Raw genomic sequence first — 14229 nt, 5'->3', positions numbered from 1 at the left:
CATGAGAAGGAATTAACAAACTACTCTAACTTTTCAAAGCAAGACGTCTAACGATTGCATCAAACAGGAAAACGAAGTATCATTAACTTGAAAATAACTGAAATGAGGGACTATTTATGAGTATCCATATTGCTGCTAAACAAGGCGAAATCGCTGATATCGTATTACTTCCAGGAGATCCGCTTCGTGCGAAATTCATCGCAGAAACATTTTTGGAAGATGTAACATGCTACAACGAAGTGCGTAACATGTTTGGATATACAGGTACATACAAAGGTCGCCGTGTATCTGTGCAAGGGACAGGTATGGGTGTACCTTCTATCTCGATCTATGCAACGGAACTTATGCAAGAATACGGTGTACAAAAATTAATCCGTGTTGGTACATGCGGTGCGATTCAAAAAGACGTAAAAGTGCGTGACGTTATTTTAGCACAAGCGGCTTCTACAGATTCACGCTTAAACCAAGTGATCTGGGGCGGCGGTATTGACTTTGCTCCAACTGCTGACTTCGATCTACTTCATAAAGCATACAATGCTGGTAAAGAAGCGGGCTTGAACTTGAAAGTGGGGAACATCTTCACTGCCGACATGTTCTATTCAGATGAAGAACAAAATGAAAAGCTTGCGAAATATGGCGTATTAGCAGTTGAAATGGAAGCTGCAGCACTATATACACTAGCAGCGAAGTTTGGACGTCAAGCATTAGCAGTACTGACTGTTTCTGACCACATTATTACTGGTGAGGTAACATCTTCTGAAGAGCGTCAAACAACGTTCAAAGACATGATGGTTGTAGCGCTTGAAGCTGCGATTCAAGAGTAGGAATACCAAGGGTTTGGTATTTGGTACTTTTTAACAAGTGCCCATAGTATGATTTGAGAAGTGCCTGACAGGTAAAAACTTGTCGGGTGCTTTTTTAGTTTAACGAATCAAATAGTGAGGTTGCGTTTTCCTTTTGTTCAATTGACAAAGGCATTTAGTGAGTCTGGGGGGTTAATACAAATTCACAACAATTGGCGGGATTGCAAAATTTAGATGATGTGTGAGCGGTGCTAGAGGTTTTTTATGGAGTTATGCTACGTTTTATCATAGCTGACTGTTGCTTTTATGATACAAGAGGGTTTAGATACAACACAATAGGCTTGAAGTAAAAGAAATACTTGTTTTTTATTGAATTGGTTGGTTGTTATTTGAGGTACATGAGAAAGATGAGAAAAGAAACTTGTTCATATAATTCAAAGTGAATCAACGCTAACGATTAAAAACCTTTTATCCCGCTTGGATCTAATGAATAATTCATACGATTCAAAAAATTATTGCATTTAACCATTTTTATCAGTACAATAAAAACAATTCAATGAATTTGCAGGGGGACGCGTGTGTGTTGAGAAGGTAAAACCTGACCCTTAGAACCTGACAGTTAATACTGGCGTAGGGAGCGATGAGTACATACATATGCACTTTTTAGGCATCTCTACTTTTGTAGTGGTGCCTTTATTACGCCTCAATATGAAGGGGAATGATGATATTCAGCAAACGGCAGATAGCCTATAAATTGAAAATGAATTTTACTAGGGGATCCCTTGATAAGGGCTGAGACGAAAGTAGGTACTTTTAAACCCTCATAACCTGATCAGATTTGTATCTGCGTAGGGAAGTAGCGGATGTTTATGTTTTGTGTGCCTTTGTGCATATGTTGCATTCAAACAGAACCACTTTCCTTTTGGGAGAGTGGTTTTTTGTTGCTTAAAATCAATAAAGGGAGCATGTAAATATGAAGCTAATGGCTGTAACAGATGATTGCCAGTCGGTTTTGGAGTTAGCGCAGGAAATAATTCAAATCCAGTATAGTGTTGATTTTATTCAAATACGCGAAAAGTCAAAGACGGTAAAGGAAGTGATGGCGCTGCTTGAATATTTGGACGAGGGAGGTGTGCCAAAAGAGAAACTCATCATCAATGATCGGTTGGATATTGCTTTGTGCAGCGGTATCCAAACAGTGCATTTACCAGAAAAGGGGCTGCCTGTGCAACAGGTAAAAGAGCGATTTCCGCATCTTCATGTAGGGAAATCTGTTCATGATTATGAGGGAGCTAAGGAGGCGGAGCGACAAGGAGCTGATTATGTGCTATACGGACATTGCTTTGAAACGAATAGCAAAAAAGGAAAGGCCCCAAACGGTCTTACCCCCATTATTGAAATGAAAGGGAGTTTAAAGATTCCCGTCTATGCGATTGGTGGTATTCAGGTAAATCGGCTCCAGGCATTGCGGGACGTGCAGGCAGATGGCATTGCGGTGATGTCGGGTATTTTTTCAGCCCATCGTCCAGTTGCTGAAGCAGAGCATTTTAGGGAGGCCATTCAATATGCAAAAAAGCTATGAGGTAGCCGTGATTGGCGGCGGGATTATTGGCAGTGCTATTGCTTACTATTTAGCGAAGGAGCAGGTCGATGTAGCCGTGCTAGAGGAAGGTCAGATTGGTTTAAAAGCGACAAGCGCAGCAGCCGGCATGCTCGGTGCCCATTCGGAATTGGAGGATGAGGTGAAAGCCTTTTTCTCTTTTGCGAGGTATAGTCAGTCTCTTTATTCCGTGTTAAAGGAAGAATTATACGAGCAGAGCGGGATTGACTTAGGTTTTAGGAAAGGGGGGATTTTAAAGCTTGCATTTTCTGAGCGTGACAAAGAAAAATTAGCAATGGTACTTGCACAGCCTACGGTGACATGGCTTGAACCAGAGGAAGTAAGAAATCTAGAGCAAGAAGTTACCCCGGATATCTTAGGTGCAGCTTATATTGAAGAGGATATAAATGTGTTGCCGGCGCGTGTATGCCAAGCCTTCGCAAAAGGTGCTCAGCTGTATGGTGCATCAATTGTAGAGCATACAAAGGTGTTGCATATTAAAAAACAGCAGGATCTGTTTGAAATTGAAACGACAAAGGAGCTTTTCAAAGCAAAGCGTATTGTCATTGCCAGTGGTGTGTGGAGTACTCCGTTCTTTCGGCAGCTTGGGTTACAGCACGAAATGATACCAGTCAAAGGGGAATGTATAGCTGTTGAGAGTGCCAATTTTGTTTTAAAGCACACGATTTTTCATGATAAATATTATATTGTGCCAAGAAATAATGGGGAGCTGGTCATTGGCGCTACGATGCAGGAAAATGACTGGTCAGAGCAAGTAAGCTTAAATGGGGTAGAGACTTTAATTCAAAAGGCGAAGGCACTATTCCCTGCGATTGGCCAGATGAATATAAAGGCTAGTTGGTCAGGGCTTCGGCCACAAACGTTTAATCAAAAGCCCTTCATCGGATTTCACCCAGAGGATAATGCAATTTTGTTTGCAACTGGACATTATCGTAATGGTGTGCTGCTAGCTCCGGCAACAGGCGAGATGATTGCCAGTCTTATTTTAAGAAAGGATATGAAACAAGAATGGGTGGAGGAATTTCAAGTAGGCGGCCCATTTAGGAGGTGAGAAAGGGATGTCTATTACGGTAAATGGCAAGCAAGTTGAGCTGTTTGAAAGCGTTCAACAATTGTTGGCGCATTATAGCTTAGAAAATCGCATCGTTGTCGTTGAAGTAAATCGGGATATTGTGATGAAAGAAGACTATGCAACGACTCGCCTATCACATGGCGATGTAGTGGAAATTGTTCATTTTGTTGGAGGAGGATGAAGTATGTTAAAAATTGCAGATCGTACATATCATTCAAGGCTTTTATTAGGTACGGGGAAATATCCATCATTTGAGGTACAGAAAAAAGCGGTAGAAGTATCGCAGGCAGAAATTTTAACGTTTGCTGTAAGAAGAATGAATATTTTTTCAGCGGAGCAGCCTAATTTTTTGGAGCAGCTCGATTTAACAAATTATACGCTGCTCCCCAATACAGCAGGAGCGAAGACCGCTGAGGAGGCGGTACGTATTGCGAAGCTCGCGAAGGCGTCAGGGTTATGTGACATGATTAAAGTGGAGGTCATCGGAGATCAGCGTACGCTATTACCAGACCCGATTGAAACATTAAAGGCATCCGAAAAGCTTCTTGCGGAAGGGTTTATTGTCTTACCATATACATCGGATGACGTCGTGCTAGCGAAGCGTCTTGAAAATCTTGGTGTTCATGCCATTATGCCTGGCGCGTCACCGATTGGATCGGGGAAAGGGCTTGTGAATCCGTTGAACTTAAAGTTTATCGTGGAACAGTCAGAAATTCCGGTTATAGTAGATGCAGGGATTGGCTCACCTAAGGATGCTGCCTATGCAATGGAACTAGGAGCGGATGCAGTATTACTTAATACAGCAGTATCCGGGGCAAAGGATCCGGTGAAAATGGCAGAGGCAATGAAGCTGGCTATCGATGCAGGAAGGTTAGGCTTTGAGGCGGGCAGAATAGAGGAAAAAGAATATGCGACAGCGAGCAGTCCAACAATAGGAATGATGACACTTTGAACAATCGCTATGCAAGACAAGCATTATTTTTAGGGGAAAACACACAGCAGCGTATTCAGCAGGCGAAGGTTTTAATCATTGGTGCAGGGGCACTTGGCTCAGCTAGTGCTGAAATGCTGGCGAGGGCTGGTGCTGGGAAACTAACGATTGTCGATCGAGATTATGTTGAATGGAGCAATTTGCAACGGCAACAGCTTTATATAGAGACGGATGTTCATCAGAATTTACCAAAAGCAATTGCTGCTGAAAAAAGATTAGCACAAATAAATAGTGAAACTACTATTTCAGGTATTGTGGAAGATGTACATGGGCTAAATATTGAGGAATTAATGAAAAGTCATACCATTGTCGTCGATGCAACCGATAATTTTGAAACAAGCTTAATGATTAATGATGCGGCAATGAAGCAAGGCATCCCGTACATATTTGGTGCTTGTGTCGGGAGCTACGGCCTAGCATTGCCTATTATTCCAGGGAAAACACCATGCTTACATTGTTTGCTGGAACATCTACCACTTGATACAATGACCTGCGATACAGTTGGGATCATTAGTCCAATCGTGCAAGTTATTGCTGCTTTTCAAGTGACGCATGTATTGAAATGGCTTGCAGGAAAAACAATGGCACCCATCGTCCAATCAATAGATCTGTGGAAAGGGGAGAGAGCTGAAATTAATGTGGCAAAGCTTAAAAATCCACATTGTCTAACCTGTGGAGAAAAACCAATCTATCCGTTTCTCCAATTTGAAAATCAAATGAAAACACATGTACTTTGCGGGCGTGATGCAGTTCAGCTAAGACCCGGTCTCGTGCAAGAGTATTCACTAGAACAGCTAGCGAGCAACATAAGTCGGAAAGTCACAAACCTTGTATTAAACCCGTATTTATTATCATGTCAGTTTGAGGTATATCGTATCGTTTTCTTTGCGGATGGACGTGCCATTATCCATGGTGTAACAGATTCGAAAAAAGCACGCGTAATCTATAACAGATTTATACAAATGGGGGGAGCATGCAAATAAGGTAGTGATTCTTTAAAGTGAAAGTTTTTAATATGCAGCTAATTGGCTGGCATGAGTTCGGTATTGTACCAAGCTCATGCCGGCCAATTTTGTTTGAAAATATCAAGCTCGTTGAGATTAAGGGATTGTAGGTAGATTCATATTCCCCAAACATTTGAATTAGAACCTGGTATTTGGAGTAAAATCTATATTTAGAAGGCATTGGGGATTCATTAGAGACATTTTCTCATCAATAGTATTCGCTGTCTTTTTATAATGGATTGTCTCAGCTGTACTCAGATGGAAGCAAACAATAATAAGGATTCATCAGGAGGTAGTAAAAAGGATGATTTATGAGATTGATTCAATTAAATTTAATTGATTTTTCATTTTACATGCAAGACAGGACACGTGCTGCCAATTACTATTTCCCTAAAAAGCTTTTTTGAAGGAGAGGGGACAAACTACCTGTAAACACTGCTATTTCATCATTGAATCACGGGTAAATGAATCATTTTAAATCTTTACAGGAGCTGGATGGAGATGTACAATAGCACTTTCGGGACCTGTGATTACAACCGTTCTGAAATTGATATAAGAGCTGCTGCATTGCCATTAATAAAATTCAGTATGCTGGTATATATGAAAGGTTCTGAGCGTATGGTATACAATTTAGGACAGCTGTTTTTATAAAATAACGGCGCTTACATAAATACCCCTTAGATTTCAACAGAGAACTGTGTGATTTGATGTATCGGCAGTTCTATGCAGATTAGCAATCTAGCAGCTTATATGAAAAGGCGTTTCGATGATCAGTACGTTTAAAAGGAACTTTCTAAAAAAGTTGACGTCTTTTCTTTTCGAAGCGGAATCAACCTGTTAATATGTTATATAGCATGCAATGCAAGTAAGAGAGTGGTGAATAGAATGGATGAACAAAAACGCGAGGAAGAAGTAAGTGAACAGCCAGTAAAGCCGGCGGGAAAATATTTACGTGTCAAACCGTTTGCTTTGATCATGATGCTCTTTCTGACAATTCTTTTAACAGCTGGATTGACGATTTTCGCCCTGACATTTGGCGAGAAAAAAGTCGTTGAGGTGAAAGTGCCTGTTGAAAGGGAAGAATTTACAAGATTATATGAAGCTTTTGATGAATTAAAAGATAATTATTATGTAGATGTGGATGAAGAAGCCGTTATCTCAGGTGCAATCAACGGGATGTTTGATGCATTGGATGATCCTTATACAGATTATATGAATACGGATGAGGCAGATCATTTTAACGAGAGCCTGTCTTCTAGCTTCCAAGGAATCGGGGCTGAAATTCAGGAGCGCAACGGTCATATCGTCGTTGTCTCGCCAATCAAGAATTCTCCGGCTGAGAAGGCTGGTATTATGCCGCAGGATATGATCCTAGCTGTGGATGGCAAAAGCATACAAGGTATGACTGCCTCGGAAGCAGTGCTGCTGATTCGCGGTGAAAAAGGTACATCTGTTACATTAACAGTTCAACGCGGGGATGCAGAACCAATTGAAATGACAATTGTTCGTGATGATATTCCAATCGAAACTGTGTATGGTGAAATGGGAGATGACAAAATTGCCCACATTCAAATTACGTCCTTCAGTGAGGAAACGTATGATGAATTATTGGCTATTTTGACTGAGCTAGATGGACAAGGCATGAAAGGGATTATCCTTGATGTTCGCCAAAATCCAGGCGGCTTCCTAGACGCTGCTATCGAAATTTCAAATCTGTTCCTAGAAGACGGGAAGCCAATCCTTCAAGTACAGGGACGTGATGAAAAACCACAAGTATTTACCGCAGAGGGCGGCAAAAAATTCGAACAGCCTGTCACAATCTTAATTGATGAAGGAAGTGCATCGGCATCTGAAATTTTGGCTGCTGCATTGCTTGAGTCAGGGAATGCAGAAGTCATTGGGGTTTCTTCATTCGGTAAAGGAACGGTTCAGACGGTGAGCTATTTAGAGGATGGCGCAAACCTGAAGTTCACTACTGGAAAATGGCTGACACCAAAAGGAAATTGGATTAACGAAAAAGGTGTAACACCTACAATTAAAGTAGAGTACCCAAGCTATGCCTCATTGACTTATGTTAACCCGGAAACAGAGCTGACAATGGGTATGAATGATAAAATGATCGAATCGGCTGAGGGGATGCTCGCAGCAATTGGATACGACCCAGGGAAAGTAGATGGCGTATTTGATAATAACACTGCAGAGGCTGTAAAGTCGTTCCAAAAGGCGGAGAACATTGAACAGACGGGTGTTATTGCAGGAGATACGACGTATGCATTGATGGATGCATTGCGTGAAAAAATCGAGAATGATGACCCGATGCTGTTAAAGGCAAAAGAAGTATTAACAGGTAATGCTGAATAGTAAGTAACTGAATAACCAAAAAAGAGCTGGCGTATTGTCAGCTCTTTTCTATAGAGGAAGTGTGAGGAATGAAGGATGTATATTTATTTAGTGGTTTTTTAGGGAGCGGTAAAACATCTATGCTTACAGATGTCATTCGCCAATTGAAAGAGCAGGGGATGAAGCCGGCTGTTATTATGAACGAGCTTGGGAAATTGAATTTTGACTCGCAGGCTGTAGATGAAGATATTCCATTAAAAGAAATGCTTGAAGGATGTATTTGTTGTTCCGGGGCTGAGAAAACAGAGGCACAAATTCAGTCTTTGCTCCACGATGCTGATTTCGATGTCTTAATTATTGAAACGACAGGAGCTGCTCATCCTGTGGAGGCACTGGATGCAGTTTATTCGCCCCTTTTTGCAGAAAAGCTTAATATAAAGGGAATCGTAACCGTGGCTGACGGCAAGCTTTGGCTGAACCGGACAGGCCTGTCACCACAGGCCCGTTCGCTATTCATGGAACAAATTCGTCATGCACATTTGCTGCTGGCTAATAAGATGGACCTGCTGACAGAAGCAGAGCAGGCTCAGGTAGTCTATGAACTGCAGAGTTTTAACACGAATGCATTTATCCTGCAAACGACAAATGGAAAGGTTCCGTTGAACTTATTACAAAATATGCAGTCAACTGCAAGGGTAGATAAAGAGGGAATTATCTCTGCAAAGATTGGGAAAAGCTTCAATTTAGGCTCCCGCCTGGTTGAATTCAACCGATCTTTTACCCAAGAGGAGTTTGAATCATGGGTAAAAGAGCTGCCAGAGACCGTCTATCGGATGAAAGGATATGTGCCGATAGATGGAATAAAAAATCCTATGCTGTTCCAATATGCTTATGGAATGGTACAGTGGCTTCCTGAATTTGTCCATATGCCAGCCAAATTGGTTATTATTGGAGAGGACATTCAGCAAATCAAAGTTCATGAAATTGATTAATAGGAAAGAGCTGCAGAGAGGTTACTGAACTGCCCCCCTGTCAAGTAGACAGTGGAAATAATAAAAATGCTTTAAGCGGCTTGAGCCCTGTATTCCAGGGGACTCAAGCCGTTTAATGTTTCTTGGTAACGTTCGTTATTGTAGAACTCTATGTACTTATTAATGGCGTGCTTTAACACTTCATAAGACTCGTATTTATGTAAATAATACTTCTCTACTTTTAATGTCCCCCAAAACGCTTCAATTGGTCCATTATCGATGCAGCGACCCACTCTAGACATGCTATGTATCATGTCTGCCTTTTCAATGATTTGCTTAAATTCTCTCGATGTATATTGATAACCACGGTCGCTATGTAAAAGGGGAAATTCATCTTTAGACAATTGACGGATAGCTGGTCTTACGGTCTTAAACACAAGGTCGTTATTATTTGAATGACCTAATACATAACTTACAATTGATTTGTCATAGAGATCGATAATGGCACTTAAATAGGCCTTTTTCCCGTTCCCATACTTAAATTCAGTTACGTCCGTACACCATTTCTGATTTGGTTTTTCTGCCGTAAATTCACGTGCTAGAATGTTCTCCGCTATGTAATCTGGCTTTACCTTACGGTAGCGCTTTGGTCTACGACGAATAACCGCTTCCAGACCACAAATTTGCATCAGGCGGTAAATGCGTTTCTTATTCACTTTCGTTAACCCTTCTTTTTCTCGCTGACGATTAATGGTCATGGTAATGCGGCGGTATCCATAAATGCCATCCACCTGTGTGTATAAATGCTGAATCGAGTTCATTAACCGTCGGTTTTCCATTTCGTGTGCTGTGGGCTGGCGATTCAACCACTTGTAATAGGCTGCACGTGAAACGTTAGCGACGTCACATAATAATACAATGGATAAGCTTTCATTCTCCGCCAGCTCCCGGATTGCGATATAACGGCGCTGAATACGAATCTTGCTTAACGATCCCTCCTTTCGATTTCCTCTAACTTTTTTAACAGTAGATTTTCAGCACGTAAACGTTCATTCTCACGTTCAATCTGTTGGATTTTTAAACGCAGTTCATCTTCCGGTGTACGCTCTTCTCCCAGCTTTGTTCGCCCACGGCGATCCGCTAAGCCCTGTTCACCCTCCTTTTCAAATTTACGTACCCATTGATACACTTGTTGGTAGGACACCTCATATTGTGTCGCTGTTTCTTGATAATTCTTACCATTCGTTAGGCAAGCTTTTACGATTTCAATGCGTTCTTCTACGGTTGTTTTTCTTCCTTTAGTCATAGGTTGGCTCATTCCTTTACCCGGATCATTTAATTTACTATGACTAGTATAGAATTTTAACCAAGTATTGAACACCGATAGACTGCTAATCCCATACTTAGCTATAAGATCGAACTTGGAATAGTTTCCTGATAAATAATCTTCTACCGCACGCCGCTTCAATTCCTCTGGGTACACCTTATTTTTTCAGGGCGTGTTAGGGCTTCTACTCCGCCAAATTTATAAACGGCGCGCCATACTTGTAGGGTTGTCATGTTTACTGAAAACATCGTACAGATTTCTTGAAGCGTATGACGACCTTCTTCTAAATATTGAAGTGCTAAGATTTTAATTTCCGGTGAAAATGATTTTTTAGGCATGCAAAAACTCCCCATTTGATAAACAGATTTTATTTTTTAATCTGTCTACCTAATGGGGAGCATATCATACGGCTTTCTTTGTGGCTTTTTTTATAGATATGTACTCAGTAAGTTTTAATAAAGGGTAAGGGAGAAAATTGGAGCAGCTGCTCTGTTATATTATAAAGGATCATGGCATGATACTAATGCTGAACCGGTAATTAAGATAACCTCTGAATTATCCATTGAACAGACAGGAATCCTCTATTAAGGACAAAATCTGAAGTGATTTTGTCTTTTTTCATTCGATTGTTTTGTTAAGTGCGAAATTATGCTAAAATGAGCGTTATGGGCCTAAAAACAATGAAAATTGGAACGGCCCAATTCCATTTGAATCTATCAGTAGATTGCTGTCGAACAGTAATGTATAAAAATCGGGAAAAATTCATATACTTTAAGAATTAAATTGATCTAAATAGAAGGTTTATAGAAGTTAGGAGAATGTTTGTGAAGCAAAAATCAATCATTTTAACGGGCGGAGGGACAGCAGGACACGTTTCGCTCAATCAGGCAATCATTCCTGAATTACTTGCTCAAGAATACGAAGTACATTATATCGGTTCCCGAGATGGCATCGAAAAAGAACTTATCGGCGATACGTTTCCGCAAGTACCTTATCATGAAATAGCAAGCGGGAAACTGCGTCGTTATTTTTCTTTAAAGAATTTTTCTGATCCGTTTCGGGTAATGGCAGGAGTAGGACAGGCATTTTCAATTATAAGGAAAGTAAAACCTACCATCATCTTTTCAAAAGGAGGGTTTGTATCTGTTCCTGTAGTGATTGCTGCAAAAATGGCCAATGTACCGGTTGTCGTTCATGAATCGGATGTTACTCCAGGATTAGCCAACAAAATTGCTCTTCCTTTTGCGTCGCATGTGTTTACGGTTTTTAAGGAAACTATGCAGCATCTGCCAAGCGATAAAGCGACGTGCACCGGCTCAATTATTCGTCAGCAGCTTTTCGAAGGAGATAAGGAGCGTGCATTAAAAATATGCGGGTTTGAACCGACGAAAAAGGTCCTGCTTGTTATGGGTGGAAGCTTAGGTTCTGCCGTGTTAAACGAAGCTTTGCGGGAAAATTTAAACCAGCTGCTGCCGGTGTTTAATATTGTTCACCTTTGCGGTAAAGGGAACGTTGATGAATCTCTGCGTAACATCGAAGGGTATTGCCAGTTCGAATATGTAACAGATGAGCTTTCTGACTTGCTGTTCCTTTCAAATTTAGTTGTTTCTCGAGCAGGTTCTAATTCCATCTTTGAATTTTTAGCTTTGCGGAAGCCGATGCTTTTAATTCCATTATCAGCCGCCAAAAGCCGCGGCGATCAAATTTTAAACGCGAATTTATTTAAAAAGCAAGGGTTTGCTCATGTGCTTGAAGAAGAGATGCTGACAAAGTCAACATTTATGAAGTCGATTGAGGCACTTATCCGGGATGAGGAAGAAATTATTGATAAGATGCTTGATGCCGAACAGCCGAAAACACCAAAAGAAATGGTTACGCTTATTACACAATATGAAAAATAGTTAAGGGTTGCTATTATGTGTGGCTTTTGCACATAATGGCAGCTCTTTCTTTGTTTATGGGAGGCTGTAAAAATGGCATTCTAGCAATGTTGGCATACGATAATAGAAAACACACCGGGGTTAGCCCATAAGAGACGTACGATATGGGAAAGGGAGCACAAGCATTCACTTTCTTGTGCTCCCCATAAAAGTCGAAGGGTATATATTGAAACGCAATATTGAGATGAATTTATTACATAGCCTGTTCTTCTTCTTCAGCACGCTCGTGCGCTGTTGTTAGGTAGAAGAGGTCCTTAGGAATTTTATAAAGGTTAAATTGAAGTTCACCGGCATTGATTTCGGCGTAAAGTGCAGGATGTGATTCATTTGCATCTACAACGTATGGCAGTTTTAATGCAGCAGCTCTGGAACGGTCGTTTTCTTTTCGGATGCGTAGGAAGACAGTGTGGAAGTCGTATTCGTAGAATAGCTCGGAGAGGAATAAGTATTTCGCTTTTTGATTATAGCCTTTGCCTTGATATGGCTTACCTATCCAGGTACCAAGGAAACCGGCGCCATCTTGCACGTCGAATATACTTATTGTCCCAATCGGCTGACCCCAATCATCCGTTATGGTGCGGGAAATGGTCTTCCCTTGTTGTTCTTCTTCGATTAATTGTTTCGTCATAAACAAGTATTCCTCAGCAGAAGCTGCTTTTTGACGAACGTAAGGAAATACAGCAGGGTGTGAAAGTAAATTGTATAGCTCAGTTGTTTCATGAAGATCTCGATGTTTTAACATGCGAAACGCCTCCTTTTTAGGATAATGTAGGCCTAGTGTTAGGCATTCATTTCGAACTCGATTCCAACCTAAAAGAAATAGACGTCGAACTATCGTATTACCGTTAGTTTCCCCTCTATCTTGCTTATGAAAACACAATATCGAAATAACATAGTAGATAATTTATTCTACATTAAAATTAGTGTTTAAAGCAATATTATCGCTCGAAAAAAACGTAAATTTCTCGTAAATTATTATTAAATTCAGAAATATAAGAAAATGAAAGAAAACAATATTTGAACGATTTTCTGATACAGGATAATATAAATACATAACTCTGGGGAGGCGACAATACGTATGGAAATAAAGTTATTAAAGGTACATGGTTCAGGCAACACTTTTTATTTATACGAAACAAAGGATGAACAGGAATTTGATTGGGTAAAGCTGGCACGCTGGCTATGTGAGGAAGGGAACGAAAGCGGGGCAGATGGGTTGCTGCTTGTATGTCCTTCTTCTCATGCAGATGCGAAAATGCGTGTTATTAATGCGGACGGTTCAGAAGCCTCTATGTGCGGTAATGGACTGCGCTGTGTTGCTAGATACATATGCGAAAAACTTCAAGTTGAAGAGGCAATTATTGAAACGATGAAAGCAGATTTGAAAGTAAAAAAAGAAAATCCTTTATTTAAGGAACTGCCGACATATTCAGTGGAAATTTCTCCTGTTTCGTTTGAACTAAATTCATTGCCAATGGTATATAAGGGAAAAGAACAGATTGTTCATGAAGTGATGGAAGAATTCTCTCCTACTATTCGATTCACAGCGGTATCTGTTCCCAATCCTCATTTAATTGGAATAGTTGGAGAGTATTATATTAAACATCAATCTCACCAATTTTTATTAGCGCATTATTTAAATCATGACAATGAATACTGTGCAGATGGCGTGAATGTAAGCTATGTGTATCCAATGGGGGAGGACTCCATTTATGTTCGAACGTATGAGCGAGGTGTTGGTTTTACAAATGCATGCGGTACAGCTATGACAGCTTCTGCCTTAGTGGCAAATTTAAATGGTATTGTTTCTTCAAATGAAGTGACGGTATATAATCCAGGTGGTTTTGTAAAATGTGTTGTAGAGAAGACAGATGAAGGTTACCAGTTGCTCCTTATCGGCAATGCTACAGTCACAGCAAGCTATACATTAGAAGTCAACGAAGATATTTTCAATTGGAAGCATTGTGAATCTACAATGGAACAAGTAGAATATGAAGAGTGTATACAATTTGTAAAGGAACAAACAACTGAATTTTTAATAGACGGAAAAGCATAAGTTTTCGAGAATCGAAATGTCTAAAAAATCTTGCCGAGACTGCTCCTGCTGTTACAGACAGAAGTTCAGTTAGCGGCAAAAGTGTAAGCGGCAGGTTCCAGCAG

Annotated in this window: 12 protein-coding genes, 1 pseudogene and 2 riboswitches; of the genes and pseudogenes, 11 read left to right on the top strand and 2 right to left on the bottom strand. The window is 40.5% G+C overall.

The window, feature by feature from the left end; translation table 11 throughout:
* Positions 1-116: 116 nt before the first annotated feature.
* The 9 genes from deoD to AA0Y26_RS12435 all read left to right on the top strand — a co-directional run bounded on the left by deoD (position 117) and on the right by AA0Y26_RS12435 (position 8823).
* Complete coding sequence (deoD, locus tag AA0Y26_RS12475; RefSeq protein ID WP_413362108.1) at positions 117-824, top strand: purine-nucleoside phosphorylase; 708 nt, start codon at positions 117-119, stop codon at positions 822-824.
* Between the two features lie 535 nt (positions 825-1359).
* Positions 1360-1457, top strand: a riboswitch (TPP riboswitch).
* Between the two features lie 108 nt (positions 1458-1565).
* Positions 1566-1675: riboswitch (TPP riboswitch) on the top strand.
* 101 nt (positions 1676-1776) lie between these two features.
* Positions 1777-2385: a thiamine phosphate synthase gene (locus AA0Y26_RS12470; RefSeq protein ID WP_413362106.1), complete on the top strand. Its 609-nt coding sequence runs from the start codon at positions 1777-1779 to the stop codon at positions 2383-2385.
* Entirely contained in the window at positions 2369-3475 is a 1107-nt protein-coding gene (thiO, locus tag AA0Y26_RS12465) for a glycine oxidase ThiO (protein ID WP_413362104.1), read from the top strand. Before AA0Y26_RS12470 ends, thiO begins: the two co-directional genes overlap by 17 nt.
* A 7-nt stretch (positions 3476-3482) precedes the next feature.
* Positions 3483-3677 (top strand): sulfur carrier protein ThiS, encoded by a 195-nt coding sequence (thiS, locus tag AA0Y26_RS12460; protein ID WP_413362102.1) that lies wholly within the window; start codon positions 3483-3485, stop codon positions 3675-3677.
* 3 nt (positions 3678-3680) lie between these two features.
* Positions 3681-4448, top strand: a complete 768-nt coding sequence (locus tag AA0Y26_RS12455) for a thiazole synthase (RefSeq protein ID WP_413362100.1) — start codon at positions 3681-3683, stop codon at positions 4446-4448.
* Complete coding sequence (locus AA0Y26_RS12450) at positions 4445-5470, top strand: ThiF family adenylyltransferase (RefSeq protein ID WP_413362098.1); 1026 nt, start codon at positions 4445-4447, stop codon at positions 5468-5470. Before AA0Y26_RS12455 ends, AA0Y26_RS12450 begins: the two co-directional genes overlap by 4 nt.
* A gap of 522 nt (positions 5471-5992) precedes the next feature.
* Positions 5993-6142 (top strand): hypothetical protein, encoded by a 150-nt coding sequence (locus AA0Y26_RS12445; RefSeq protein ID WP_413362096.1) that lies wholly within the window; start codon positions 5993-5995, stop codon positions 6140-6142.
* Positions 6143-6376: 234 nt separating this feature from the next.
* On the top strand, positions 6377-7852 hold the full coding sequence (locus AA0Y26_RS12440; RefSeq protein WP_413362094.1) for a S41 family peptidase: 1476 nt from the start codon (positions 6377-6379) through the stop codon (positions 7850-7852).
* Between the two features lie 68 nt (positions 7853-7920).
* Positions 7921-8823 carry a CobW family GTP-binding protein gene (locus tag AA0Y26_RS12435; protein ID WP_413362092.1) on the top strand — a complete coding sequence of 301 codons (903 nt, stop codon included), beginning with the start codon at positions 7921-7923 and terminating at the stop codon, positions 8821-8823.
* A 71-nt stretch (positions 8824-8894) separates the two neighbouring features.
* Here the strand turns inward: AA0Y26_RS12435 and AA0Y26_RS12430 are convergent.
* A pseudogene (locus AA0Y26_RS12430) lies at positions 8895-10467 on the bottom strand (IS3 family transposase).
* A gap of 486 nt (positions 10468-10953) precedes the next feature.
* Between AA0Y26_RS12430 and AA0Y26_RS12425 the strand changes: the two are divergent.
* Positions 10954-12030, top strand: a complete 1077-nt coding sequence (locus AA0Y26_RS12425; RefSeq protein ID WP_413362090.1) for an undecaprenyldiphospho-muramoylpentapeptide beta-N-acetylglucosaminyltransferase — start codon at positions 10954-10956, stop codon at positions 12028-12030.
* A gap of 232 nt (positions 12031-12262) precedes the next feature.
* On the opposite strand, the gene AA0Y26_RS12420 is transcribed toward AA0Y26_RS12425, so the two are convergent.
* The gene (locus tag AA0Y26_RS12420) at positions 12263-12811 is read right to left on the bottom strand and encodes a GNAT family N-acetyltransferase (RefSeq protein ID WP_413362088.1); all 549 of its coding nucleotides are present in this window, start codon (positions 12809-12811) and stop codon (positions 12263-12265) included.
* Between the two features lie 336 nt (positions 12812-13147).
* Here AA0Y26_RS12420 and dapF point away from each other — a divergent pair, with 336 nt between their 5' ends.
* A complete protein-coding gene (gene dapF / locus AA0Y26_RS12415) occupies positions 13148-14125 on the top strand; it encodes a diaminopimelate epimerase (protein WP_413362086.1) in 978 nt (325 codons plus the stop codon).
* Positions 14126-14229: the final 104 nt, after the last annotated feature.

The organism is Lysinibacillus canaveralius (assembly GCF_047301505.1).
Taxonomy (GTDB): domain Bacteria; phylum Bacillota; class Bacilli; order Bacillales_A; family Planococcaceae; genus Lysinibacillus_B.
The sequence above is the reverse complement of the archived record's forward strand: the minus strand, read 5'-3'. Positions and strand labels throughout refer to the sequence as shown.

Excerpts from the sequence above, each read along its gene's own strand:
- AA0Y26_RS12435 (WP_413362092.1), top strand. The coding sequence starts at position 7,921 with ATGAAGGATGTATATTTATTTAGTGGTTTTTTAGGGAGCGGTAAAACA.
- dapF (WP_413362086.1), top strand. The coding sequence starts at position 13,148 with ATGGAAATAAAGTTATTAAAGGTACATGGTTCAGGCAACACTTTTTAT.
- thiO (WP_413362104.1), top strand. The coding sequence starts at position 2,369 with ATGCAAAAAAGCTATGAGGTAGCCGTGATTGGCGGCGGGATTATTGGC.
- AA0Y26_RS12470 (WP_413362106.1), top strand. The coding sequence starts at position 1,777 with ATGAAGCTAATGGCTGTAACAGATGATTGCCAGTCGGTTTTGGAGTTA.
- deoD (WP_413362108.1), top strand. The coding sequence starts at position 117 with ATGAGTATCCATATTGCTGCTAAACAAGGCGAAATCGCTGATATCGTA.
- AA0Y26_RS12440 (WP_413362094.1), top strand. The coding sequence starts at position 6,377 with ATGGATGAACAAAAACGCGAGGAAGAAGTAAGTGAACAGCCAGTAAAG.
- AA0Y26_RS12420 (WP_413362088.1), bottom strand. The coding sequence starts at position 12,811 with ATGTTAAAACATCGAGATCTTCATGAAACAACTGAGCTATACAATTTA.
- AA0Y26_RS12455 (WP_413362100.1), top strand. The coding sequence starts at position 3,681 with ATGTTAAAAATTGCAGATCGTACATATCATTCAAGGCTTTTATTAGGT.
- thiS (WP_413362102.1), top strand. The coding sequence starts at position 3,483 with ATGTCTATTACGGTAAATGGCAAGCAAGTTGAGCTGTTTGAAAGCGTT.
- AA0Y26_RS12445 (WP_413362096.1), top strand. The coding sequence starts at position 5,993 with ATGTACAATAGCACTTTCGGGACCTGTGATTACAACCGTTCTGAAATT.